The following is a 22,652-nucleotide window of genomic DNA, read 5'->3' as shown; positions in this document are numbered from 1 at the left end:
TAATTTATTCTCCATGAAAGTCTTGCTCGTTCTTATTATCAGTTTTATCCTTACCGCTGTACTATCCCGGTTTTTTACGGGCGATTGGAACCTGATGCTTAGTGGCAATGTGGCCATGATGTTGATGCTTTGGTTTGCATCGCTTGGTCATTTTATGTTTACCAGGGGTATGATCATGATGATGCCTTCGTTTATCCCGTTTAAGGTCGGGTTGGTTTACTTAACCGGAATCATGGAGATTATACTCGGGCCAATGCTGGTAATTAACGCTGCCAGGCATATTGCCGGTATAACTTTACTGGTAATGTTTGTGCTTATGCTGCCCGCCAATATAAACGCGGCTATAAAACATGTGGATATTGAAAAGGGTACCTATAATGGCAGCGGTACCGGCTACCTGTTGTTTCGCATTCCCTTGCAGGTGCTGTTTATTGCCTGGGTGTTATATTTTTCTGTTGGCGTTTGATTAAAGGAGCAGGCTTTTTTACTTTATGAGCGAACAGTTGAAATAGTGCCCGATGACTCTGTTTGATAGGCCTCTGTAATTGTTTTAAGCAAATACTTTAATACCAACGCGTTCCAATCCTGTGCATAAGCGTAGCCTTTTTGCTGGTTTTTATCCTGCTTATTGTAAACCATAAAATAGTGGCGATAATAGCTTATACCTACATCCTGGATATTGAGCCAAATTTTATTTTCCCAGCCAATACTGTCTTTACCGAAGTCCATTCCGCAAAGTTCAAAACTTTCGCCGGCTTTAAACCTTTTGTAAAGTTCCGTGTGCCGCTTTGAAAAAAAGTACTCCCAAATACCGTTAACCGTATCAGCCCAGTTTTTACTATAAACTTTTTTACGTAGACCGTAATAACTGCTAAATTTAAGAATAACGCTTTTTTTATGGATGGTTTTAAGTTCGATGGTAAAATGCCTGCCAATAATAAAAGCCCTTCCTCTTATACCCTTAAAGCTGAACCTGAAAGCTAAAAGCTCATCGGCCGGGATAACAACAGGGTTGCCGTTTGGTGGTGTATCTATAGTGATGCCATCTTCAGTAACTGTCACTTTTTTATAAGGTTCTTTACTTAAAAGTTTTGGTATCTCGATGGTGACAGGCGGTTTCATACCGCTAAGATAATTCAAAGTGTAATAAAAGCATGTTGTTTTGAGCGGTTTCTGAACTTTAGTTTTATGTTTGGGCAAAATATCCGGTATGGCGGCAAGTATAGGTCAAAATCAAAAAAGTAAACTCAAAAATATCCTGTTTGCAGGTTTTATTACCGGTACGCTTGATGGACTTGCGACTATGCTGATAAACTATAAGCTCAACCCGGCGGTTATTTTTAAGTTTATAGCCAGCGGCGCATTCGGTCCGGCGGCTTTTGGCGGCGGCACTGAAATGATTGTGGCCGGGGTATTATTCCATTATATTATCGCTTTAGCTTTCAGCGCGGCTTTTTACCTGGCTTATCCTTTCTTTTTAAACGGGTTGAAGAATAAATATGCTGTGGCTTTTATTTATGGGATAGCTGCCTGGATCGTGATGAACCTGGGTGTTGTGCCGCATAGTAAAATTACTATGAAAGCGGGTTATCATATCCCGGTTACAACCATATTAACAGGCATGGCAACGCTGATAATTTGCATAGGTTTACCCTTGGTATTAATAGCCGACAAACAAAATAAAAAATTAAGCTCTTAACGCGATGCTGTAAAAATGCTACTGATACCTGCATTTAGGGCGGGCAAAGAAATAAATCCCTATGACAATGCGCGTATCAGCAAAAAAGAAAAGACCCGGTTATATTATAACCGGGCCCTTCCTGGATTTAAAATTTAAAAAAACACTTATTGATTATTAAGGCATCATGATGCCATTAATTCCGTGTACCACGCCATTGCTCGCCTCTGTGTCGAAAGCGGTAACCAGTACCGCGTTGCCTTTGGCATCGGTAATCTGCAGGTTGCTTTTATCATTTACGGATAGGTGCAGCGTTTGCCCGTCGATGGTTTTTAAATCTGCTTTGCCTTTACCGGCGCTCAATGCCTTAATGATATCCGCTTTGGTGTATTTACCTGCAACCACATGGTATTTCAGGATCGGGGCAAATTTGGCCGGGTTTTTCATTAAATCATCAAACTGCGCTTTCGGCAATTTGCTGAATGCTACATCATTTGGTGCAAATATGGTGAACGGACCTGCAGCCTGCAAGGTTGGCTCTAACTGGGCCGATTTTATGGCAAGGGCCATCGGCGCGTAATTGGTTGAAGTAGACATTACGCCAACCACATCGCCCGATGCGGCGGCTGTTGATGTTGCAGCAGGAGCGGCAGTTGTTTTAGCAGTATCTTTTTTAGTGGTATCCTGTGTTTGGGCCATCGCCTGTGTAGTAAAAAATCCGATGGCTACCGAAGTAACGGCTATTAAAACTGACTTTTTCATGTTCATCTTCTTTCTGTTTTTGTTAGTAATAAAATGTAAATGAGTAGCCGTTTTTGTCAATATAATTAATTAAAAGTTATTTAATTGGTTAATTACTATAGTTTAATAACTGGTAATTACGTCTAATAGTTTTTAATTAATTGACATTTGTGCGTAACCCGGTGAGGGAGAGGAAGAAAAAAGCCCGTTTAAATTTGTTTTAAACGGGCTTTTTATAAAGAAAATGTAAGTAATTATTTCCGGGCCTTTTGCAATTCGGCAAAATAAGCCAGCAGTTTATCTATGTTTCTTAAAGTGTACTTATGTTCGTGAATTTTATCAACGGCCTCGGGTTCATCGCCCATTATATCGCTCATAATGTCTTCAAAATTTTCGTCGGTAAGGCGTTTCATGGCGGCCGTGTTTTCGCCATAGTAGTAAATGGTTTTTGAACTCCCGCCGCGACCACCGCCGCCACCGAGGTTAATGCCGATGCCGCCGCCAAGTCCGCCGCCGTAGCCGCCACTTCCGTAACCTGCCGAAATACCTGGCGTAATACCAAAACCGCTTCCGCCGCCGCCTTTGCCGCCTTTGGTCATATAAAGTTTTACAGCTTCGTCAAGCACTACCTGTACAAAATCGGTTTCCTCTTTGGCCCAGGTTTCATTGGCCGGGGCATGGGCTACCACAAAGCTGTCCTTCCCGGCCACGTACGATTGGAGGTCGCTGGCGCTTAGTTTATAAGGATTGGTTTTTTCGTTTTCTTTAAATTCTATAAATCCTTCATCCTTTATAGGGCCTTTGCCCGGAGGGTTGGTGCGGATCAGGCCGGTTTCACGGTTGCCTTTGATATCCGTAAAGCTACCCGGTTGCCATTTTTGCGAAAATGCTGATACAAAACACAGCATGAAAAATAAAATGATTAAAATTGAGCGCATAACAAGTTTTGAATACTGCTACAAAGAACGAAAAAAATATAATTTTAATATGATCACTGTCGATTTACGAAGCGATACCGTAACCAAACCAACGCCGGGCATGCTCGAGGCCATGTGGAGCGCCAAAGTAGGTGATGATGTGTTTGGCGAGGATGAAACCATAAATGCCCTCGAAGCCAAAGCTGCGGCCATATTTGGTATGGAAGCGGGTATATTTTGCCCGTCGGGCACCATGACCAACCAGATTGCCATTAAATGCTTCACTCAGCCGCTTGATGAGCTGATTGCCGACCAAACCGCCCATGTTTACCGTTACGAGGGTGGCGGCATAGCTTTTAATTCGGGCGTTTCGACCCGTTTGCTTGAAGGCTACCGAGGAATCCTGACCGCCGAAATGATAGAACCGGAGATTAACGCCGAAAATATCCATTACCCGCATACCAGCCTGGTTGTACTGGAAAATACGGTTAACAAGGGTGGCGGTAGTTGCTATACATTGAACGATATCGTGCCTATTGCAAAGCTCTGCACAGATAAAAACTTAAAGCTGCACCTCGACGGGGCAAGGATCTTCAATGCCCTTACACATACCGGCGATGCTGCCATTGACTATGGTAAATATTTTAATGGTATCTCCGTTTGTTTGTCAAAAGGTTTAGGCGCTCCGGTTGGCTCCGTTTTACTGGCCGACAAGGAAACCATAAAATATGCCCGCCGCATCCGTAAGGTATTAGGCGGGGGAATACGCCAGGGCGGGTTTTTAGCCGCGGCTGCTATTTACGCGCTCGATCATCATATAGAACGCCTAAAAATTGATCATGCCCACGCGGCTATATTGGGCGAGGAACTTGGCCGTTTGCCGTGGGTAAGCAGCGTGATCCCGGTGCAAACCAATATCGTACTTTTTGATACGGTTGAGCCCGCTGCCCTTGTATTGGCAAAGCTTGCCGAAAAGGGCATTAAAGCCAGCGATACCGGTAAACACCGTATCCGTTTTGTAACCCACCTTGACGTACACCCGGAGCAGGTGGAATACACCATCGACATTTTAAAGTCGCTTTAAACAAAAAACGCCGTTGCAGATAAGCAGCGGCGTTTTTGTTTTCAATTATTTATTTTCTCTTCGCAGGTTTATAGCAGAAGTTATAGGGACTTCCAAATTTCAATAACTCAAACGGGTTACCCCGGCAGCTTTTAATTTTTTAATCACCACTTCGGCTACATCCCTGCCTTGTTTATTGCCGTTAACAATAGCGTCGGTAAAGTGGATGCCGCCATAAAAGCGCGATATGGAGGCTTCTTCGGCCGCTTGATTAAATGACTTAAATTCCCTGGGCCCAACACCATATGGAATCTCAGAATCATCGGTAAAAGTGAACTTATCGCCCAATAAATAACTCAGCACTCCCGCCGATGAATTGGATAATACCGCGTGTCCGCTCGGATATTCAGGAAAAGGCGGGGTTTGCAGCAGCGGAGCCCATTTAATGTCAATATACTTGTTAATAAAAGTTTCGGGGCGGATACCGTTGCTGCGGTATTTTTCATCCCAGCAACTGATAAAGGCATCCATCTCGGTCATGGCCACCAACGTAGCCACCTCGATAGACCTGTCGAAACTTAAACCGGCTTTTTTTACGGCTATACCTACAATATTCATCCAGTGCCCCCCGGGACTTATTTTTTTAAACCCGATCATCATGTGGCCCGAGGTAGTGACCGCAAAGGGGTTACAATCCCAAAAATTAGCGATCATGTTTTGCTCAACCGACATGTTTTTCGAGATCTTATAAACCGCTATTGCTTCTTTGTAAAAGGCGCTGGCGGTATCGGTGCTAAAAGGAGTTGGCCGCACGGGCACAAACTGGTCCGACGAATCGATAAACATCGGCCTTATCGTTTTCCAGTTGGGTTCAACAGCCTCCATATACATGGGCGGGGTAGGGAACCAGTTTTTACCGCCTTTTATAGGCGAATACCTCAAAAGTCCGCTTAATTTGCTGTAATTATCTGATTTTGAGTATTTGATCACCTTAGCCGCCATTTCGGTTGCCGCCGCTACCGATTGTTTGATTATATCGTCATTAATGCCATTTTCTTTAAGCAATTCGAGGTATTTATCTTCATCGTCCTGCAGCATATAGCCCGATGGCAGCATTTGTTTGCCTGTTTCCAGTATGCAATACATAGCGGCAATACGGTAGTCGTATTTTGGGGCGGGGATACTGATCTGGTTGTCCTGGTTGTAGCTTTTGATAAAACGGGCTACAGGTACTATGTTTTTATTATTAAGGCTAACCAGGTTATAAGCCCCTAACGTTACATAGGCATAATAGCGTGACGCGGCAGGCGGGTTTACCACGTCATGGATCATTACGCCCGAAACAGCATTAATAGCCTTGTCAATTTGCAGGTACGGAAGCGGCTGTTTCTTGTTTTTTTGCGCGTAAGCGGATGTACCGGTCAGCGCTAATATTAATATGGATATTCGTTTAATCATGTTATTTTTAAGTCTTTAGTCTTAAATCTGAAGTTTTAAGTTTTAAGTGGCAGACAGATCGGTATGACTTTGAACTGAAGACTTCGTACTTTCAACTTATCAATTCTCCTTATAAAACTGTAATGCCTGGCCTGATGCACCTATCATCAGGTATTTGGCCCCATTTATTTTGATTTCCATTGCCGATTTTACGTCGCCGTTTACACACAGCCCCGATGATGTTTGCGGCTGGTAGGTAAAACCACCTTTACCGTCGCCGGTAAGCAGGCAACCATAGTTGGCGTCAAAACTTCCCAGTTTTAACCGGTTATCCGAATGGTTGCCCAGCAACAATAAATCTGTTTTGCCATCGTGGGTAAAATCGCCGGAAATGATAGCAGATACCGAGGAGAATTGCGCCTGCAAAGGCAAACCTTCCTTAACAAATTTGCCGCCCCGGTTAAGGAAAAGGCTTGTTTCTACCTCATTAACAGTCAGCCTCGTTGCTTTGGCCAACTCCTCGGGTGTGAAAATATCTTTCATGGTGGCGTCGCAATAGGCTTTGTATGAACCAAAGCGCTTACGCATGGGGTAAATCTGGTCGTTCAGTTCATCGCGACTCACAAAGGGATAGCTTACACCCTGGATATAAAAATTAAAGAAAGGGTCGATAGAACCATTCCCGTCAAAATCGGCAAAATACATTTCGGCAGGTTGAGCAGCGCTCGCCTGGATCTGGGTGTTTTGCCCAAGGTTCCCGGCTATCATATCGGGTTTGCCATCGCCATCTACATCGGCAATGGTAATGCTGTTCCAAAAGCCGCTTTCAGGCTTGTCGAAATACTTTGCCGTTTCATCCACAAAGCCGGTTTTCTTATTGCCGAATACCATTATCGGCATAAACTCACCACAAATAATCAGGTCTTTACGCCCGTCGCCATCAAGATCAACCCATTGGGCATCTTTGATCATGCCTACGTTTGCAAAAGGCGCGTCAGTAACCTGGAATTGCCCGCCGCCGATATTGGTTAACAGGTAGCTTTTAGGCGCCGTTGGGTAGTAACCCGGCGTTACGCCCGAGCCTACAAACACATCCATTTTGCCATCGCCGTTATAATCGCAGGGCCGCACGCATGATTTGCTGCTGCCGGTTAACACCGGCAAAGATGTGCTTGAATAACTAAAGTTACCTTTGCCGTCGTTAAGGTAAAGCTTATCCTGTAACTCATTCGCGCCGGGTTCTAACAGGCTATAGCCGCCTTTGGCAATATACAGATCAGGAAACCCATCGCCGTTTGCATCAAAAAATGCCGCGGCCGATGTGTTTTCCTTGTTCATATCGGTTATTTCCTGAACCGTGTATGTACCACCGGCTTTCTGAATGTAAACGCGGCCCGGATTGGTTTGGTCGCCTGCGATGAACAGATCTTCTAACCCGTCTTTATTCACATCACCCTTAACAATTACCGGCCCTGTTTTCGAGTTCATGAACAGCATCAATGGCTGGCGTTTAAAATCGTTAATGGTGTTTTCGTTATGCGTAAAATCAATTAGCGCTTTGCTTTGGCTAAATATTGGTTTGGCGGCGGCGGTTGTTGCCGCGTTATAGACAGTACTACCGGGTTTATAAACGATATCAAGGCGTTGGTTAGCCTTAACGTTGGTTAATAACTGCGATGTTTTATCGGGCCATATGATCCGCACAGAATCAGCCTGTTGGTTAGTACCTAAGCCAAAGTTTAATATGGTTGATACGCGCGAAAGATACCCGCGGTTAGGGTTAACCTCCTGGTACTGCAGCTGCTTGCCGGTGTAAACAAATACCTTTGAGCCAATGGCGTTTGTATTGCCCGATGGTTGTTTGAGGTTAATACTCAGGTACCGGTTTTTACCGCTTTCGGTAGCTGTATTTTGAAATACAGATGCCTCGGCATTGATGTTATTGGTTACCAGGTCAAGGTCGCCATCATTGTCCAGGTCAGCATAAACCGCACCGCTGGAGATCCCGGGCCTGTTAATGCCCCAGTCAAGCTTTTTATCGGTAAAAGTAAGGTTATGATTGTTTTGAAAGATATAATCGGATAGGGTAGTGGATGGCATGGCCTTTACCAGGTCCATCAGCAGGAAGGGCTCGCGGTTCATCGCCTTTTTGAGCTTGTAATCGCCCCAATACCGTAAAAAGTCTTTATTAGTGTAATCGCGCAGGTAACCGTTTGATATAAAAATATCTTTATAGCCATCATTGTCAAAATCGGCAATGAGCGGGCACCAGCTCCAGTCTGTATTGGATACACCTGCCAGTTGTCCTATTTCGCTAAAAGTTCCGTCGCCGTTATTCAGCTGCAACATGTTGCGCATGTATTGTTTGTACAGGCCCTGGTTTAGCATCAGCTCAAACGATTCATAGTTTTCCTGCAATTGTAACAACTTTTGGCGGCGGTTATCGGGTGGCAGCATATCCAATGTCATCACATCGGCATTGCCATCATTATTGATGTCGGCAATATCAACCCCCATCGAAAACTGGGAGAGGTGTTTGAAGCATTTTTTACTGTCTTCGCTAAAGGTGCCGTCGCCGTTATTGATGTACAGGTAGTCGGGTTCGTTGTAATCGTTGGTTACGTAAATATCCTGGTAACCATCCTTATTAATGTCGGCAATGGCTACGCCAAGGCCAAAAGTAAGCGGATTTTGAATGATGCCCGCTTTTTGCGATACATCAACAAAGTGGCCGCCCTGGTTTTCAAAAAGCTTATTGCTGGCCAGTTCGTCGGTTTGGGCTTTGGCCTGCGCAAATTCCAGGTTGCTTATTTTTTTAACATTGTGGTTAAGCAGGAACATGTCCAGCTTGCCATCATTATTATAATCAAAAAATACGGCCTGGGTACTGTAACCCGGATCATCAAGGCCGTACTCTTTAGCCTGTTCAACAAATTTGTTATTGCCTTTATTGATAAAAAGCTGGTTGCGGCGTTTGGCATTATCGCCAAGGCCCGAGTAGCATACATAAATGTCTAAAAGGCCGTCGCCGTTAACATCGGCCATGGTAACGCCGGTTTTCCAATCGCCCGGCCTGCCTGCAAGGCCATCGCCGGCTTGTTGGGTAATATCTTTAAACTTTAGTTTGCCTAAATTAAGGTAAAGCTTGTTCGGTCCCTGGTTGCCGGTAAAAAACAAATCTTCAAGGCCATCATTATTGATATCGCCAACAGCAACGCCGCCACCGTTGTAAAGGTACTCGTACGATAATACGTTGAGTTTTTCATCTTCAACCAAATCGTTACGGAACTTAATATTGGTTTCTTCGGGGCTGAGTAGTTTAAATAGCGGTTGCTGGGCGTTAGCGGTAAAGCCGGGTAGGCTCATTACAGCCGCAATGCCTGCGGCTTTTAAGTTTTTAATCATTAAATTAAAAAGGGGGGAAGAACAGCACATCATCAATAGCTTAATAAATTTCCGGTTGCAGGGGATATAAAAATAACCATTTTGGTTGATAAGCGGCAACCGGATTGCTAATCCTTTTGTTGTAAAATAAAACAAGGCTATGAAACCATAGCCTTGTTTTTAAAAGTAGTTATGCGGGGGGATTATTTATCCCACCAAACACGTGATGAAAATTTATCACCATCAGATAATGAAGCGACACCACTTGCCAAACCTTTAGGGTTGGTTGACGGCAAGTTGATAGGGTAAATTACACGGCGCGGGATTTGCGTATCAAATTGTGCAGAGTAAACAACCGGGGTTAACACAGGATAACCTGATCTTCTCCAGTTAGTCCAGTTTTCGTTAAACATGAATAAGCTTGAAGTTTCAACCCAGTACTCCATGTTAATTTGCTGAAGTGCTGTAGCGCTAACCAAGGGGTGTGCAGCAACGTACGCTGCAATGGTGGCGGCATCAATAGTAGCGGCGGTATTGATTTGTGCTATTGATTTCATATCAGCTGCAAGCGCGTTGGCATAGTGTGTAGCTGCGCTTCCGGTGTTCCAGCCCCTTGTTGAAGCTTCGGCGAGTAATAATTCGGTTTCGCCGTAAGTTAACAACATGTTAATGGTGCTTTTATCAACAGGGTTAATGTTAGCAGACGAGGTATAGTAAACCTGCAACCTTGGTCGTGAGTATTTTCCAAGTGGTGCGGGCGCATCGGTTGCGCTTGCTGCCGGAGTTGCACCAGGATAACCGGGCGCTTTAGAGATATCGGTTGCGCCACCATTTAAGTCATAACCATTTGGTAAACCTAACTGTTTTGAGTAAGTATTATCGCCTGCGGTAGATTCATTTTCGTTGGCAGCTTTACCGTCGCCGATTGTAATTTCAGCAATAGCGCTCACACGCGGGTCGGTAGTTGATTTCATGTAATCGATCAGGGTTTTTGACCAGCGTACTTCACGGAAGTCATCAGTAGTTAACAAAGCATTAACTATAGCGTTGCTGTAGCCATCGGCGTTGTCGGTTTTTACTTTCGCGTTTTCATCAACACTCGCCAGGGTTCCGCCGGCGTAGGCTTTTTCAGCGTATTTTTGAGCTGTAGCAGGGTCTACTTTTGTTAAGCGCATAGCAACACGCAGCATTAACGAGTAACCAAACCTTTTCCATTTAGCAATATCGCCGCTGTAAATCAAATCAGAGGTTGGTTTGTCTTTCGATGCATCTAAACCGCTTACCGCCCCGTCAAGGTCTGCCAGCATGGCGGTGTAAATATCCTGCTGCTTATCAAACTTAGGGAAAAAGATACCCTGTTTTGCCATACCGGCTTCCGAATACGGAACATCACCATAAGTATCTGTAACACGTTGCAGGATCAACACCTTCATAATGGTTGCTATCTTATTCAGGTTTGAATAAGAAGCGTTGCCATCGGTAAGGTTTTTCATTTCCGCCGCATTGCTCTCGGCACTGTACCCTTCACTGTAAACACGACCGATATAGTCATTAAACGAGCCGCTTTGCGTGTACTTATCGCCGTTACCATAATAGCTGAACGTTGATGCTAACGATTGTGACCACATGCTTTGGAAAAGCAATTGCGAGTAGCCTGTTTGCGAATAGCTAAGCTCAGCCTGTGCCAAAAGAAAGCTCGGGTTAAATACCGAAGCGTCGGTCGCATTTGGGTTAGTATTTATTTTCGTGAAATCTTTGGTGCATCCGGCAAATAGCGAAGCTGCAAGGCAAAGACCACTATATATGATTTTCTTTTTCATCTCTGTTATTTTCTAAGTTTAAAGTTAACATTAATACCGAATGTGCGGGTTGCCGGTAAGCTGGTACCCTCAATGCCTGCATAGTTGATATTGTTTGAGAAGCCCGACTCAGGATCGATGTTATCTGAATGTTTCAGGATTGTCCATAAGTTGCGGCCAACTGCTGATACAGTTATACCATTGAATGGAGAACCTCTCAGGATGCCGCTTGTGAAGGTATAGCCTAATGTTACCTGGCGCAGTTTAATAAAGTCGCCGCTTAACACGTTAAGTGCCGATACTTTGTATAAACCATTTTGGTAGTAATCCTGTGCCTCAACATTTTTGGTGTTTGGGGTACCTGCTTCGGTAACACCTTTACCTACTACACCGCCTTCACGGCCATCAAGCGTAATTTTGTTTAAACCACGGTAAATACTGTAAGCATTGGTTGCCGACAGGATTTTATTACCGAAACGGTAGTCAACCAAAAACGACAGGTTGATGTGCTTATAGTTGAATTCGTTATTTAAACCGCCGTAAATTTTAGGCACTGTTGTACCCATTGGTTTACGATCAGTAGTTTCAGGATAACCGTTTGAATCAAAGATGATATTACCGCTCGCGTCGCGTTTATAATCGTTAGCCATAATTTGTGGGCCTGGCAAACCAACTACGTAAGCGAGGTTGGCATTTAACGGACGGTAGGTACCTAAAGTTTGCGTAGTACCGACTTCATCGGTTTTTAATACCTTGTTTTTAACATAGGTAAAGTTGAACGATGGTGTCCATGAGAAGGATGAAGTTTGAACCGGAGTTCCTTTAACTTCTAACTCCACGCCGCGGTTTTGGAATGACTGAGAACCGATTAAGCGGGTGTTGTAACCAGATGCTCCATCAATACTGCTACGCAGGATCTCATTTTTGGTTTTACGGGCAAAATAGTCAAAATCGAAACTTAAACGGCCGTTAAACATTTTCAACTCGGTACCAACCTCTACTTCTGAAAGTGTATATGGTTTCAGACCTGTGTTATAAAGATCAGATGAGAAATATCCGATTGTTGTACCGTTGATGTTGTTGCCGAGGTTATAATAAGACGATGTCTGGTAAGCGTCTTTCAACTCGCCGCTTGTTTTGGCGTATGATAACCTGATTTTACCCAGATCAAGCTTTGGTATATGTGTAAACTCAGAGAATATGAAGGAGCCTGACACCGACGGCGTGAATATACCGCGATTACCGGCATTAAGCGTTGAGTAGGCATCATAACGACCGCTTGTACCGATGGTCAGGAAGTTTTTTATCGCGAAGTCTGCGTTATAATAAGCTGAGTGTACTACTGATTTGCTATAGCCATAGCTCGAGTTTTTGTTGCCTACGTTAGCGATACTGTAGAAGAATGGTAGTGTGAACGGACCGCCGCTAAGGCTGGTGTATTCATACAGGTTGGTACGTGTAGCGGCACCGGCGGTTACATCAAATGATAACAGGTCTTTAACAATATCGTGTTTAGCACCAATTAAACCGTCGATATTTAATTCTGATGTTTGCGTGGTTGATTGCTCATCCAAACCACCCATCAGGCCTGAGTAATAAGCAGTACCGGTAGGCGTAACTTTAAAGCGGCTATCATTAATGTTGTCATAACCTAAACGGGCCTGCGCGTAAATCCAGCTGGTGATATTGTAACGTGCAGTTAGTGCTGTAATTAACCTTTTACGACCGGTGTTGTTGATAAACTTATTGGCAGCAAAGTAAGGGTTGGTTACATATGGATCGTCTGTCCAAACCTGCTCATAGCCATTAGCGCCATAGCCGGGATTTAGAATAGATTGGTTTAAGTTAGGGGCGATAAACCAGATGTTGTTGGGGTTACCTGGTCCGTCGCTCAGGCTCGAACGATTTTTAGAGTTTTCAACCAGGTAGTTGGCAGTCACAGCGATGTTAAGCTTATCAGTAACGTTCTGGTTTGCATTCAGGTTGAATGTTTTCCTGTCAAGGTCGCTGTTACGAACTATCGAACCCGCGTTCATATCAGAAATAGATAACCTGAAAGCGCCGGTTTCATTACCGCCGTCAAACGCTACAGTGTTGGTGTAGGTGTTGCCTGTGCGGTAGAAGTTTTGAAGGTTGTTAGGCACGTATGAGTAAGGGTACATTTTGCCGTCAAACTGTATGGTTGATGAACCATCAAGTTTCGAACCCCATGCTAACCGGGTTGTTGCTTGGGCTTCAGTAGCTGTTTGTGGTTTTACACCACGCTGGCCCTGGCCGTAAGTAGTTTGAAAATCGGTGGTGTTGTTAACCTTATCCGCCTGGTAGTTGGTATTGAATTCAACACCAAAACCCGAATTTTTTTTACCGCCTTTAGTGGTAATTAAAATTACACCGTTTGTAGCACGTGTACCATAAAGAGCCGATGCCGACTGGCCTTTCAATACGGTAATGGTTTCAACATCATCAGGGTTGATGTTGCTGATGCCGTCGCCATAATCAGCGCCACCCCATTCGCCCGATGAACCACGTTGGGTATTGTCCATAGGCACACCGTTAATTACAAATAAGGGGCCTCCTGCGGTACCGCTGGTTACACCACGTAATAAGATACGCGCTGATGAACCCGGGCCACCGCTTACACCGCTGATGCTTACACCGGCTACGCGGCCTTCTAATGAATAAGCCACGTTGGTTTCTTTGGCTTTATCCAAAAGGTCGCCTTTTACGGTTGTAATGGCGTAACCTAATTTCTTTTCTTCTTTTTTAATACCTAAAGCCGTTACCACAACCTCATTAAGGTTAGTGTTTGATTTCAGGGTGATGGTAATGGTTGATTTACCGCCTACAGCAACTTCGGTAGTGCCGTAACCTATATAGCTTAAAATAAGTACGGTGTTGGGCTGTACATCCAATGTGAAGTTACCATTGGCATCGGTTTGGGTACCTGTAGTAGTGCCTTTTATCCTGATGCTCACGCCTACCAGGGGTTCGCCTTTTTCGTCAACTACCTTACCGGTAAGTTTAGCGAAGTTTAAGTTAAAATTAAAGTTCGAAGTGGCTTTTGCTTTTGGCGCTTCGGCAGCCGATGCCTGCGTGTTTAAAAGCACAATACCTGCAAGGGCAAACTTACACAGGTTGAGCGACTGGGATACCCATGGCCTGTGTACACCCACCGGGTGTTTGAAAAATTTCATATTTTATTGAATTTAAAGGGAGTTAATAGCGAGGCACCTTCGGGGGGCGCAGCGCAGTTATAAACATTCAAAAATCATTTTCGTGGCAGTAATTCCCTCCGGGTAATTATTGCCTGTGGCGGGAGAGTAAGCTTTTTTTACATAGGCATCAGTTTTCCGGGTTTATCAATCAATATCATATAGTTTGGTTAACGGATCAGCGTGCAAAGGCGTTGTTGCCTCGTCGGGGCGCACGTGTGATTTAAGGAGAGGACAATTAAATTTTAGCTATTGCCTACAAACCCGAAAAAAATATTTTACAAAAGTGTTTGGGCGGTATTAAAAACGGAGTAGAACACTCTTTACAGATAATTTAGTTAGAAAAACGATTTAGCAATTGATTAAATAAAGAGTATGCTTTTTTTTAAATTAATCTACTAAATTTATAGATATTGTAGTATATTTGTTTTTGTAATATTAAAACAATGATGACAGGAGACATGATCATTAACCAACAGCATACCTTAACCCTTTACCAGGTTAATAGTAAAATAAGTATGTGTTGCTGCAATTGACGTTAACCTCCCGCCGATTTACCCGCTAACTCTTGCTGACCTCATTAACTAATACATTTTATGAAAACATCCCATAACACAACAGCAGTAAACGCCCTTACGCAAGGCAGGCTAACGCGTTACAGGGTGATTTATGGACTATGCCGTTGTTGTTGCCAACCTGTTTAAACAATAAACTTATTGTTACCAATAAAAGCAATTAATCAACAACACCGTAATTCTAATAAAAATGCAAACCGTTAATAAAGATAAATATCCCTTTTTTGATCTGCTTGAAGTTATCGCCGAGCCTGATTTACAGTTCCGTAAAGTAAAATCGCTTAACCCTGTAAAAGCCGGTAATTTTGTTCCGGAATTTAAACTCAGCAACGATTATAGCCACTGGCAGCAATTTTACAACGGAGCCGAAACGCATGGCCATTTGCTTTTGCGCAACCTGTTAAGTAAGCCGTTGGTTATTTCCTTTTATTCACGCCATTGGGGTGTACAGGGTTTGGCGCAGTTAAAGCAGCTTAACGCCTTGCACCATGAGGTAAAGGCCGCCGGCGGAAGTTTGCTGGTGATAAGTGATGAACGTACCGATGCACTGGATAAACTGGCCTGGGAGCATAGCCTGTCGTTAAATTTTTACCATGATGAAGATAAAACAATAGCCCGGCAGTTTAGGGTTTATTCGGATGACTATCCCGTGTGGGACAGGTTTTCGGGCATTGACGAAAACGCGCCGCTTTTAGCCACGTATGTTATAGAGCCTAACAAGCAGGTAATTTATAATCATATCGATTGGGATTTTTTAGGAACTTTCTCGACCGGCGATATCGTTGGCGCGGTTTATGAATCGGCGCTGATTAATAACAGCAAAAAATCGGCATAATTTTAAGGCTGAAAGCTAATCTGATGAAAAAAACAAAAGCCGGGGCATGTTTATCACAGCGCCCGGCTTTATTGTTTATTGGGGAAAGGGGATTTATTTCAACTCAAGCGTTACTACCGATTTGGCAGGAAGCGCCACTACCAGCTTGTCGCCATCTTTTTTAGCGCCGTTAAAGGCGCTTAAATGAATTTTGTTAGCATCCTTAAAGGTATTTACATCGGTAAGGTTTGCTGATGTTAATACCTGTCCGCTTACGGTTTGCCATTTAACATCGTTTAAGCTGGTTGTAATGGTAATGGTATTATGTGGATCGAGGTTTACCAGCGAGATATGTACTTTTCCGGTTGCATCCTGTGATGCCGAGGCATTAACCGCTTCAATCTTTTTACCGTCAACTTCATAATCAGGTGCGTTTAATTTTACAGGAAGATATTTTGCATCCTGGTGTACCTTGTACATATCAAAAATATGATAGGTAGGGGTGAGGATCATTTTTTCCTTATCGGTTAATATCAGGGCCTGTAAAACGTTAATGGTTTGTGCAAGGGCGGCCATACGCACACGGTCACTGTGATTGTTAAATATATTTAGGGTGGTACCTGCTATCAGCGCGTCGCGCAGGCTGTTTTGCTGGTACAGGAAGCCGGGGTTGGTGCCAGGTTCCGGATCTGTCCAAACTCCCCATTCGTCAACTACCAAAGCCACTTTTTTCTCCGGATCATATTTATCCATAATGGCCGAGTGTTTGGTAACCAGTTCTTCCATTTTAAGGCAGTTAACCATGGTGCCGAAGTACTCCTTTTCATCAAAGGCGGTTGCCGAGCCTTTTTTGCCCCAGTTACCGGTTGGGATGGTATAGTAATGTAATGACAGACCTGACATGAGCCAGTTAGGGATGTTTTTCATACAAACCTCAGTCCAGCGGTAATCGTCGGAATTTGGTCCGCTGGCGATTTTTTTAAGTTTGGCGCCGGGATAATCTTTAGCGAAAGCGGCATAACGCTTAAATAAATCTGAATAGTATTCAGGTGTCATATTGCCGCCGCAGCCCCAGCTTTCGTTACCAACGCCCCAAAAGGTTACTTTATACGGAGCGGGGTGGCCGTTTTTAGCGCGTAGCTGCACTACGGTACTGCTGCTGTTTGAGTTTAAGTATTCAATCCATTTCGACATCTCATCAACCGTGCCGCTCCCAACGTTACCGGCCACATAAGGCTCGCAGCCTAAAAGATCGCAAAGCTGCAGGAACTCATGCGTACCGAAACTGTTATCCTCGGTAATGCCACCCCAGTTGGTGTTCACCATGCGCGGACGTTGCGCCGCCGGACCGATGCCATCACGCCAGTGATATTCATCGGCAAAGCAGCCGCCGGGCCAGCGCAGGTTAGGGATTTTGATTTTTTTCAACGCGTCGACTATGTCCAGGCGAATCCTGTCCTGCTTTTTAACGGGCAGGTTTTTATCAACCCAAAAGCCGCCATAAATGCCGTGGCCAAGGTGCTCGGCAAACTGACCGTAAATATGTTTACTGATGGTGGTTTTTGAATCGGTACTGATATTAAGTGTACCGGTTTGCCCGAAAGCCGACGAGCCGAGTAATGACAAAGCGATAACGCCAAGGTTTAAAAGCGGGTTCTTTTTCATTGAAACTTAGGTTTAACAAGATTGTTGAGTAAAGTAAAGGAATTTTTATTAATAAGTGTTAAAATAACAATAAAAATTATTGGCCCTTTAACCTATCCTGATCTCGTAGGTTGAATCCCGCGTTGAGCAAGCTTGTTACATTGAAGTAAGGTGTAATATAATCAGTTATATCACGTTAACGGCGCGGTGATAAGAAACCGTTTGGCGCCTTTATCAAACAGGATCAGGATTTATATAGTGATTTATGCTATCCTGCTCATCCTAAAGTTTTGTAAAGTCGGTTCAACTGTTAACCTAATCACCCCAGGCGTTCCTTAAAAACCTTAACCAGTTACCATGCATCATATTTTCAATATCCTCATCGGTATAACCACGTTTTTTCAGCAGGTCGGGGACTTTTTGTAAATCAGCTATGGTTTCCAGATCATAAGGACATTGTTCGCGGCCAAAGGCGCCATCCAGGTCGGTGCCCATGCCCACGTGCAGGGCATTACCGGCAATCTGGCAAATATGATCGATATGATCAACCATCACCTCCATATTGCAGTTCATGCCTTTAGGTGTGGATATTCCTCTTACCCAGCCTGGCACCATCATCCATGCATCCAGCGCCGCGCCGATCACCGCGCCGCGTTCGATAAGTGCTTTAATCATTTCGTCGCTATACTGGCGGTTATGGTTCACCAGCGCCCGGCAATTGTTATGGCTTGCCCACACATGGCCGTTAAAATGATCCAATGCTTCCCAAAAGCTATCATCACATAAATGGGTAGCATCTAAAATGATATTGAGGCGCTCCATTTCCCTGAGCAATTCATGACCTTTCGGGCCCATATAACCGGTGGCGTCGGTGCCCTGCGCATACCGTCCCGGCCCGTAATGCGCCGGACCAACCGCCCTTAAGCCGTAATCATAAGCTCTCTGTAAATGTTGTACAGTAACTATCGAATCGGCGCCTTCCAGGCTTAGGATATAACCTACAGGCTTTGTATTGTTCGGTTTACCATCATTCCATAGTTTTAAATGGTTTTCCAAAGAATTCAAATCCCTGATTTGTACCATTTCTCCAGCGTCTTCCATAGCCTTGTACCAGGCCGCTTGTCCTTGCGTTTGTGCCCAGGCCTGTTCAGGCGAATGCCAGCCCGGCAAAGGATTATCCGGCGCCACATAGCGCCCTATCTGGGTGGCTACTACCAGGCCGATATTGCCTCTGCGTAATTCGGGAAGCGATACAGTGGCTCTGGTACGGTCAGGCTTATCGGTTAAACCTTCTTCGCGCTGGTTTATCTCGGCAAGCGGGCGCGTAAGGTCGCGGTTCCACTCCAGGGCATTCATACTCAGGTCAAGGTGCGCGTCAACTATAAACATTTTTTCGGGAGGGGATTAGATGGTGATTTTGCGGTCGCGGGCCTTATTTAACCACTCGCCGCTAATGTCTTCATTTTCGATGGTATAAGCGCGCTCATAAAGCGCTACCGTAGGGCAAATGTGGTGAGGTATACCGTACAGCACATCGCCAACCTGGTATTGATGGTTGTTACCGGCCTCAACCACGAGGTGTTCTTCGCTTTGGCTAACAGGTGAAAGTTCGGGGGCGTTCAAAAAGTAAATACGTTTATTCAACTCATTCTCGGCCGAAACGGATTTATGGCCAACATCCAGGCAAAGCCTTGTTGGGCCGGGTAACGATATCACCCTGGTGATCACTAAGGCGGCAGGCAAAAACTCCTGCTCTGGCATAGCCTGCTGATAACCTTTATCCCAGTAAACAAAAGTACCCGGACTGCATTCAACGTTTGTCCGTTTTGCATGGATAGGGAATGTTGGTGAGCCACCCGCTACGACGACAGGCTCCGGATAGCCTTTTTGTTTCAGGTCTTGCTGAAGTTTAAAAACAGGGTCAAAAGCGAAATTGCAACGCTCTGCACGTTTTTGCAAATCTACATCATGAATATGGCCATCATAAGCGTGTAAACCTACCGGGACTACGCCCGGTAATACACCGCAATCCATGTATAATTGCAAAGCCTCAAAGCCGGCCGGGATACCCGTGCGGTTCATGCCCACGTTCAGATCCAGGTAAACGTTGATTTTTAGCTTATACCTTTCCGCCGCATCCGAAATTTCTTTGGCCGATGTTGCATTATCAACCAGGCACGCGAAACGTATTTTTGGATAGGCATGGATCAGCCTGATAAAGCGATGAAGTTTCGGTCCTTCCGGTTGATAAGCCAGTAAAATATCGGGCGCCTTGCTGATAGCCAGTAACTCGGCTTCGGCAATGGTAGCGCATTTAAACTTGTTAATACCGGCTTGAAGCAGTAAACCGGTGACCTCGGCGTTTTTATAGGTTTTAACGTGCGGACGTAAGCGGGAAACGTCATCTATCATCCCGGCAAGGGTTGTGATGTTATTTTTTACCCTATCGGGATAAACAACCAGGGCGGGGGTATCCAGCTTATCGGGGTATTGAATATTATACCAGTTTGTGGCCATAGGCATTTTAAATAATGTACATACGCATCACAAGTGTCTCCCCAATAACGATCCGTAATGTTGTACATCGTAATTAGCGTTCGGGGAGACGCATGTGATATGCCTCTGCATGAAAATTTTATTCCTCTTCCAATTCAAACAGCGCTTCAATTTCTACAGGGATATTATCAGGCAATGAACCAAACCCTACCGCGCTACGTACGCCGATGCCGTTCTCTTCGCCCCAAACCTTGGCAAAAAGTTCGCTGGCTCCGTTGATGATGAATGGATGTTTCTCAAAATCGGGCGTACAGTTTACCATGCCCAAAACTTTGATAACACGCTTTATTTTATTGAAGCTGCCTATATTGGCTTTAATGGTAGCTAACATGGTTAAACCTACCTGGCGGGCAGCCAGTTTGCCATCTTCCTGGTTAATGGTATCGCCAATCCTGCCAATAATCAAACTGGCATCGTCCTGTACCGGGCCGTGGCCTGACAGGTATAAATATTTACCGTCAACCAAACAAGGTTTATAAACGCCAAGCGGTTTGGGCGCGGGCGGGAGGCTTAAACCCAGCGCCGCGAAGTTTTCTTCGGGAGTGTTCATGAGCGTAAAACTATTGTTTTTAAGTAAAAATGCATTATAAAATATTTTTTACATGAATCTTTCGCGAGGACTTATTGATACGAATTACACGAATGTAAACGAAACTAATTCGTGTAATTTCACTTAATTCGAAAATTAGTGTTGATATAAATTATTGTTAATACAAAACAAAAGAAGCCGGGGATCTCACTCCCGGCTTCACCAATTCAACTAAGTATATAAAAAATCTCAAAATTTAAAAGACACTCCAAAATTGATGGCATAGTCGGCAAAGGCCGCGTCGCCAATTACGTATTTACCTTGTATGGCCGAGTTTTCTTTATCGGTAACGCTTTGGGTACGGTCGCGCCTCAGGGCGATAGGTACGCTTGCAAATACATTAAAGCGTTTAAACGCGTAGTTAACCGATGGTTCTACAGAAATGATATAACCCGGGCGACGGAAGGCATCGCTTTTACCGATCAGGTCATGCACCGGAATCCCTTCAATACGGCCGCCAGCCGATAACGTTAACGCGCGTAGCGAACCGCCAAATGTATAGTTAACGCCCAACCTTGCCAGGTATTGATCCGGTACGCTGGATATAGCTTCATTGGCCAGGGTAGCGCTCAGCGTTTCGCGGTAGGTACGCGTGTTGTTGGTGTTACGTGGATTGCTCAGGTAATACAAATTGGTATACCCGCTAAAGTGGCTGTTAAAGTTAAGGTAACCGTTAAACTGGGCAATGATACCAACACCGCCGTCGCCTAACTGGATTGATTGATCAACCGGGCGCCTGGATGGGATCACGTTATAAAAATTAGACATATAGTTGTCGTCGCCGGTAGGCAGTTTAATACCTAAGCCAACCTGGATATTACCCCTGGTTGTTTTATGGCTGTCAAACAACCACCGGCTTGCAATGATCCGGGTGTCGCCAAAGCCATTTGAATATGATTTATGGCGCTCTTTACCACCATGCTCGTATAACGACGAACGGGTATTGATAAGGTAAGGCACCCCTAATGATACCGACCAGAACCTGTTGAAGTTGCGGGTCAGGTTCAGATCGTAAGTGCTTTGGTGGTTAATTACCTCGTTGCCGATAATTAGGCGTTGCTTTTGCTCCTCGCTGCCTTTAAAATGGCGGAAGGACTTAAAATACCTGAACGATGCGGTTATTTCCCAGCTTTGTTCAGATACGGATGAATCTTCCATCGGATGTTCGATAGTCATTAAGCCACCGGTGCCTTTAATGGCCACGCAGCCTTGTGCGCTGGCTTTTGAACCGGCGGCGAATATGAAGATGGCGGCAGCGCCAATTGCTTTCAGGGTAAAATTTTTCATGCTGCTTTTATAAGAGTTGGTGTGCATTTTTTAATTGGTTAGATAATAGTATGGCAAGGCAGGGTTTTATTGATGCCCTGCAAATTGTTTTTTTAGATCAGTTTTAGGGTTAGTAAGCTTTTAAATCCGATGTTTGTTTAAAAGGCCATAGCATAGCACCGGCGGGGGCTTTTTTAACTGCAAACCATAGGGCCAGCAGTACGCCATAACTTCCGCCACGTTCTATCCACTCAAACATTTCGTATTTTGGATAAAAAAGTTCACTTGTAATTTTCCATATGATAAATACAAGCAGTATGTTTTTAAAAGGACGAATAAGCACCATTAATGCGGCCAGTACTTCCAATAAACCCACAAGCTGAGCTGTTTGCCCGGGGTTACCAAAGCCCAACGCGTTATACTGGTTTAACAAGCCCGGTTTTTGGATCAGGTTTAACCAGCCGTGGCCTATCAGCAGCATAAAACCAAATACCCTCAGCCAGGCGGTAACTTTGGTAAGGGTAAGCGCGTCAGGGGCAACATGATCGTCCATGCGTATAAACCATTGCTTAAAGCTTAATTTAACCCCACCTTGTAAAAGTAACAGCGAGAATGGCGCGCCGTAATTACCTGCGCGTTCAATAAACTCGGCAAAGGGCTCCCCGGATAGGGGGCGCATCGAGGCGGTAACCAGTCCCCAAACCACAAGCCATCCGGCGATAGCCCGGGTTGGATAAACTAACATCGAGATGCCCATCAAAATGTCAACTGTACCAACAACCGGCATCAGGGTATAAGACAAATCATGCCCTATACCCACAACCCCAAAGTAATTGCACCAAATTTGTTTGGTAATGATCCCAAAGGCCCCATGACCAATAAAGCACATGGCCACTGCGAGGCGGAGCGTAAAGTATATTTTCTGATCGGTAGTTAAATTGCGCATTGTTTATTATTCGTTCTCAAATTCTACATCC

At 44.6% G+C, this 22,652-nt stretch carries 17 protein-coding genes; 4 read left to right on the top strand and 13 right to left on the bottom strand.

Going from position 1 to position 22,652, the window contains the following annotated elements; genetic code table 11:
* Positions 1 to 13 precede the first annotated feature (13 nt).
* A complete protein-coding gene (locus tag LX99_RS15940) occupies positions 14 to 466 on the top strand; it encodes a DoxX family protein (RefSeq protein WP_109608764.1) in 453 nt (150 codons plus the stop codon).
* A 23-nt stretch (positions 467 to 489) separates the two neighbouring features.
* Here the strand turns inward: LX99_RS15940 and LX99_RS15935 are convergent, their stop codons facing one another.
* Positions 490 to 1,122 (bottom strand): hypothetical protein, encoded by a 633-nt coding sequence (locus tag LX99_RS15935; RefSeq protein ID WP_146203144.1) that lies wholly within the window; start codon positions 1,120 to 1,122, stop codon positions 490 to 492.
* Positions 1,123 to 1,210: 88 nt separating this feature from the next.
* Here LX99_RS15935 and LX99_RS15930 point away from each other — a divergent pair, with 88 nt between their 5' ends.
* Positions 1,211 to 1,699, top strand: a complete 489-nt coding sequence (locus LX99_RS15930) for a hypothetical protein (RefSeq protein WP_109608762.1) — start codon at positions 1,211 to 1,213, stop codon at positions 1,697 to 1,699.
* Positions 1,700 to 1,855: 156 nt separating this feature from the next.
* Here LX99_RS15930 and LX99_RS15925 read toward each other — a convergent pair whose 3' ends face one another.
* Both LX99_RS15925 and LX99_RS25730 read right to left on the bottom strand, forming a co-directional pair.
* Positions 1,856 to 2,440: a fasciclin domain-containing protein gene (locus LX99_RS15925; RefSeq protein ID WP_031265762.1), complete on the bottom strand. Its 585-nt coding sequence runs from the start codon at positions 2,438 to 2,440 to the stop codon at positions 1,856 to 1,858.
* Between the two features lie 233 nt (positions 2,441 to 2,673).
* The gene (locus LX99_RS25730) at positions 2,674 to 3,327 is read right to left on the bottom strand and encodes a hypothetical protein (protein ID WP_022829807.1); all 654 of its coding nucleotides are present in this window, start codon (positions 3,325 to 3,327) and stop codon (positions 2,674 to 2,676) included.
* Here LX99_RS25730 and LX99_RS15915 point away from each other — a divergent pair.
* Positions 3,326 to 4,420, top strand: a complete 1,095-nt coding sequence (locus LX99_RS15915; RefSeq protein WP_342769428.1) for a threonine aldolase family protein — start codon at positions 3,326 to 3,328, stop codon at positions 4,418 to 4,420. The two genes, LX99_RS25730 and LX99_RS15915, sit on opposite strands and share 2 nt — an antisense overlap.
* Before the next feature lie 99 nt (positions 4,421 to 4,519).
* On the opposite strand, the gene LX99_RS15910 is transcribed toward LX99_RS15915, so the two are convergent.
* From LX99_RS15910 to LX99_RS15895, 4 genes are all read right to left on the bottom strand, one after another.
* Positions 4,520 to 5,857, bottom strand: coding sequence for a vanadium-dependent haloperoxidase (locus LX99_RS15910; protein WP_211319037.1), 1,338 nt, complete (start codon positions 5,855 to 5,857; stop codon positions 4,520 to 4,522).
* Between the two features lie 99 nt (positions 5,858 to 5,956).
* Entirely contained in the window at positions 5,957 to 9,241 is a 3,285-nt protein-coding gene (locus LX99_RS15905; RefSeq protein WP_109608830.1) for a VCBS repeat-containing protein, read from the bottom strand.
* Positions 9,242 to 9,423: 182 nt separating this feature from the next.
* The gene (locus LX99_RS15900; protein ID WP_109608761.1) at positions 9,424 to 11,040 is read right to left on the bottom strand and encodes a SusD/RagB family nutrient-binding outer membrane lipoprotein; all 1,617 of its coding nucleotides are present in this window, start codon (positions 11,038 to 11,040) and stop codon (positions 9,424 to 9,426) included.
* A gap of 5 nt (positions 11,041 to 11,045) precedes the next feature.
* Positions 11,046 to 14,213: a SusC/RagA family TonB-linked outer membrane protein gene (locus tag LX99_RS15895; RefSeq protein ID WP_109608760.1), complete on the bottom strand. Its 3,168-nt coding sequence runs from the start codon at positions 14,211 to 14,213 to the stop codon at positions 11,046 to 11,048.
* Positions 14,214 to 14,996: 783 nt separating this feature from the next.
* On the opposite strand from LX99_RS15895, the gene LX99_RS15890 reads away from it, so the two are divergent.
* Positions 14,997 to 15,641 (top strand): redoxin domain-containing protein, encoded by a 645-nt coding sequence (locus LX99_RS15890; RefSeq protein ID WP_109608759.1) that lies wholly within the window; start codon positions 14,997 to 14,999, stop codon positions 15,639 to 15,641.
* 93 nt (positions 15,642 to 15,734) lie between these two features.
* Here LX99_RS15890 and LX99_RS15885 read toward each other — a convergent pair whose 3' ends face one another.
* The 6 genes from LX99_RS15885 to LX99_RS15860 form a co-directional block, all read right to left on the bottom strand.
* On the bottom strand, positions 15,735 to 17,285 hold the full coding sequence (locus LX99_RS15885) for an alpha-N-arabinofuranosidase (RefSeq protein ID WP_109608758.1): 1,551 nt from the start codon (positions 17,283 to 17,285) through the stop codon (positions 15,735 to 15,737).
* A gap of 294 nt (positions 17,286 to 17,579) precedes the next feature.
* Positions 17,580 to 18,653, bottom strand: coding sequence for a dipeptidase (locus LX99_RS15880; protein ID WP_109608757.1), 1,074 nt, complete (start codon positions 18,651 to 18,653; stop codon positions 17,580 to 17,582).
* 15 nt (positions 18,654 to 18,668) lie between these two features.
* Positions 18,669 to 19,781, bottom strand: coding sequence for a D-TA family PLP-dependent enzyme (locus tag LX99_RS15875; RefSeq protein WP_109608829.1), 1,113 nt, complete (start codon positions 19,779 to 19,781; stop codon positions 18,669 to 18,671).
* Between the two features lie 118 nt (positions 19,782 to 19,899).
* On the bottom strand, positions 19,900 to 20,370 hold the full coding sequence (locus LX99_RS15870) for a RidA family protein (protein WP_109608756.1): 471 nt from the start codon (positions 20,368 to 20,370) through the stop codon (positions 19,900 to 19,902).
* A 228-nt stretch (positions 20,371 to 20,598) separates the two neighbouring features.
* Positions 20,599 to 21,696 carry a hypothetical protein gene (locus tag LX99_RS15865; RefSeq protein WP_109608828.1) on the bottom strand — a complete coding sequence of 366 codons (1,098 nt, stop codon included), beginning with the start codon at positions 21,694 to 21,696 and terminating at the stop codon, positions 20,599 to 20,601.
* 109 nt (positions 21,697 to 21,805) lie between these two features.
* Positions 21,806 to 22,621: a hypothetical protein gene (locus tag LX99_RS15860; RefSeq protein ID WP_109608755.1), complete on the bottom strand. Its 816-nt coding sequence runs from the start codon at positions 22,619 to 22,621 to the stop codon at positions 21,806 to 21,808.
* Between the last annotated feature and the right edge of the window lie 31 nt (positions 22,622 to 22,652).

Source organism: Mucilaginibacter oryzae, assembly GCF_003148845.1.
Lineage (GTDB): Bacteria > Bacteroidota > Bacteroidia > Sphingobacteriales > Sphingobacteriaceae > Mucilaginibacter > Mucilaginibacter oryzae.
Note: the sequence above shows the minus strand (reverse complement) of the source record. Positions and strands in the feature narration are given on the sequence as shown.

Excerpts from the sequence above, each read along its gene's own strand:
- LX99_RS15870 (WP_109608756.1), bottom strand. The coding sequence starts at position 20,370 with ATGAACACTCCCGAAGAAAACTTCGCGGCGCTGGGTTTAAGCCTCCCG.
- LX99_RS15910 (WP_211319037.1), bottom strand. The coding sequence starts at position 5,857 with ATGATTAAACGAATATCCATATTAATATTAGCGCTGACCGGTACATCC.
- LX99_RS15940 (WP_109608764.1), top strand. The coding sequence starts at position 14 with ATGAAAGTCTTGCTCGTTCTTATTATCAGTTTTATCCTTACCGCTGTA.
- LX99_RS15875 (WP_109608829.1), bottom strand. The coding sequence starts at position 19,781 with ATGGCCACAAACTGGTATAATATTCAATACCCCGATAAGCTGGATACC.
- LX99_RS15885 (WP_109608758.1), bottom strand. The coding sequence starts at position 17,285 with ATGAAAAAGAACCCGCTTTTAAACCTTGGCGTTATCGCTTTGTCATTA.
- LX99_RS15860 (WP_109608755.1), bottom strand. The coding sequence starts at position 22,621 with ATGCGCAATTTAACTACCGATCAGAAAATATACTTTACGCTCCGCCTC.
- LX99_RS15915 (WP_342769428.1), top strand. The coding sequence starts at position 3,326 with ATGAAAAATAAAATGATTAAAATTGAGCGCATAACAAGTTTTGAATAC.
- LX99_RS15930 (WP_109608762.1), top strand. The coding sequence starts at position 1,211 with ATGGCGGCAAGTATAGGTCAAAATCAAAAAAGTAAACTCAAAAATATC.
- LX99_RS15935 (WP_146203144.1), bottom strand. The coding sequence starts at position 1,122 with ATGAAACCGCCTGTCACCATCGAGATACCAAAACTTTTAAGTAAAGAA.
- LX99_RS15865 (WP_109608828.1), bottom strand. The coding sequence starts at position 21,696 with ATGAAAAATTTTACCCTGAAAGCAATTGGCGCTGCCGCCATCTTCATA.
- LX99_RS15925 (WP_031265762.1), bottom strand. The coding sequence starts at position 2,440 with ATGAAAAAGTCAGTTTTAATAGCCGTTACTTCGGTAGCCATCGGATTT.
- LX99_RS15880 (WP_109608757.1), bottom strand. The coding sequence starts at position 18,653 with ATGTTTATAGTTGACGCGCACCTTGACCTGAGTATGAATGCCCTGGAG.
- LX99_RS15900 (WP_109608761.1), bottom strand. The coding sequence starts at position 11,040 with ATGAAAAAGAAAATCATATATAGTGGTCTTTGCCTTGCAGCTTCGCTA.
- LX99_RS15895 (WP_109608760.1), bottom strand. The coding sequence starts at position 14,213 with ATGAAATTTTTCAAACACCCGGTGGGTGTACACAGGCCATGGGTATCC.
- LX99_RS15890 (WP_109608759.1), top strand. The coding sequence starts at position 14,997 with ATGCAAACCGTTAATAAAGATAAATATCCCTTTTTTGATCTGCTTGAA.
- LX99_RS15905 (WP_109608830.1), bottom strand. The coding sequence starts at position 9,241 with ATGATTAAAAACTTAAAAGCCGCAGGCATTGCGGCTGTAATGAGCCTA.
- LX99_RS25730 (WP_022829807.1), bottom strand. The coding sequence starts at position 3,327 with ATGCTGTGTTTTGTATCAGCATTTTCGCAAAAATGGCAACCGGGTAGC.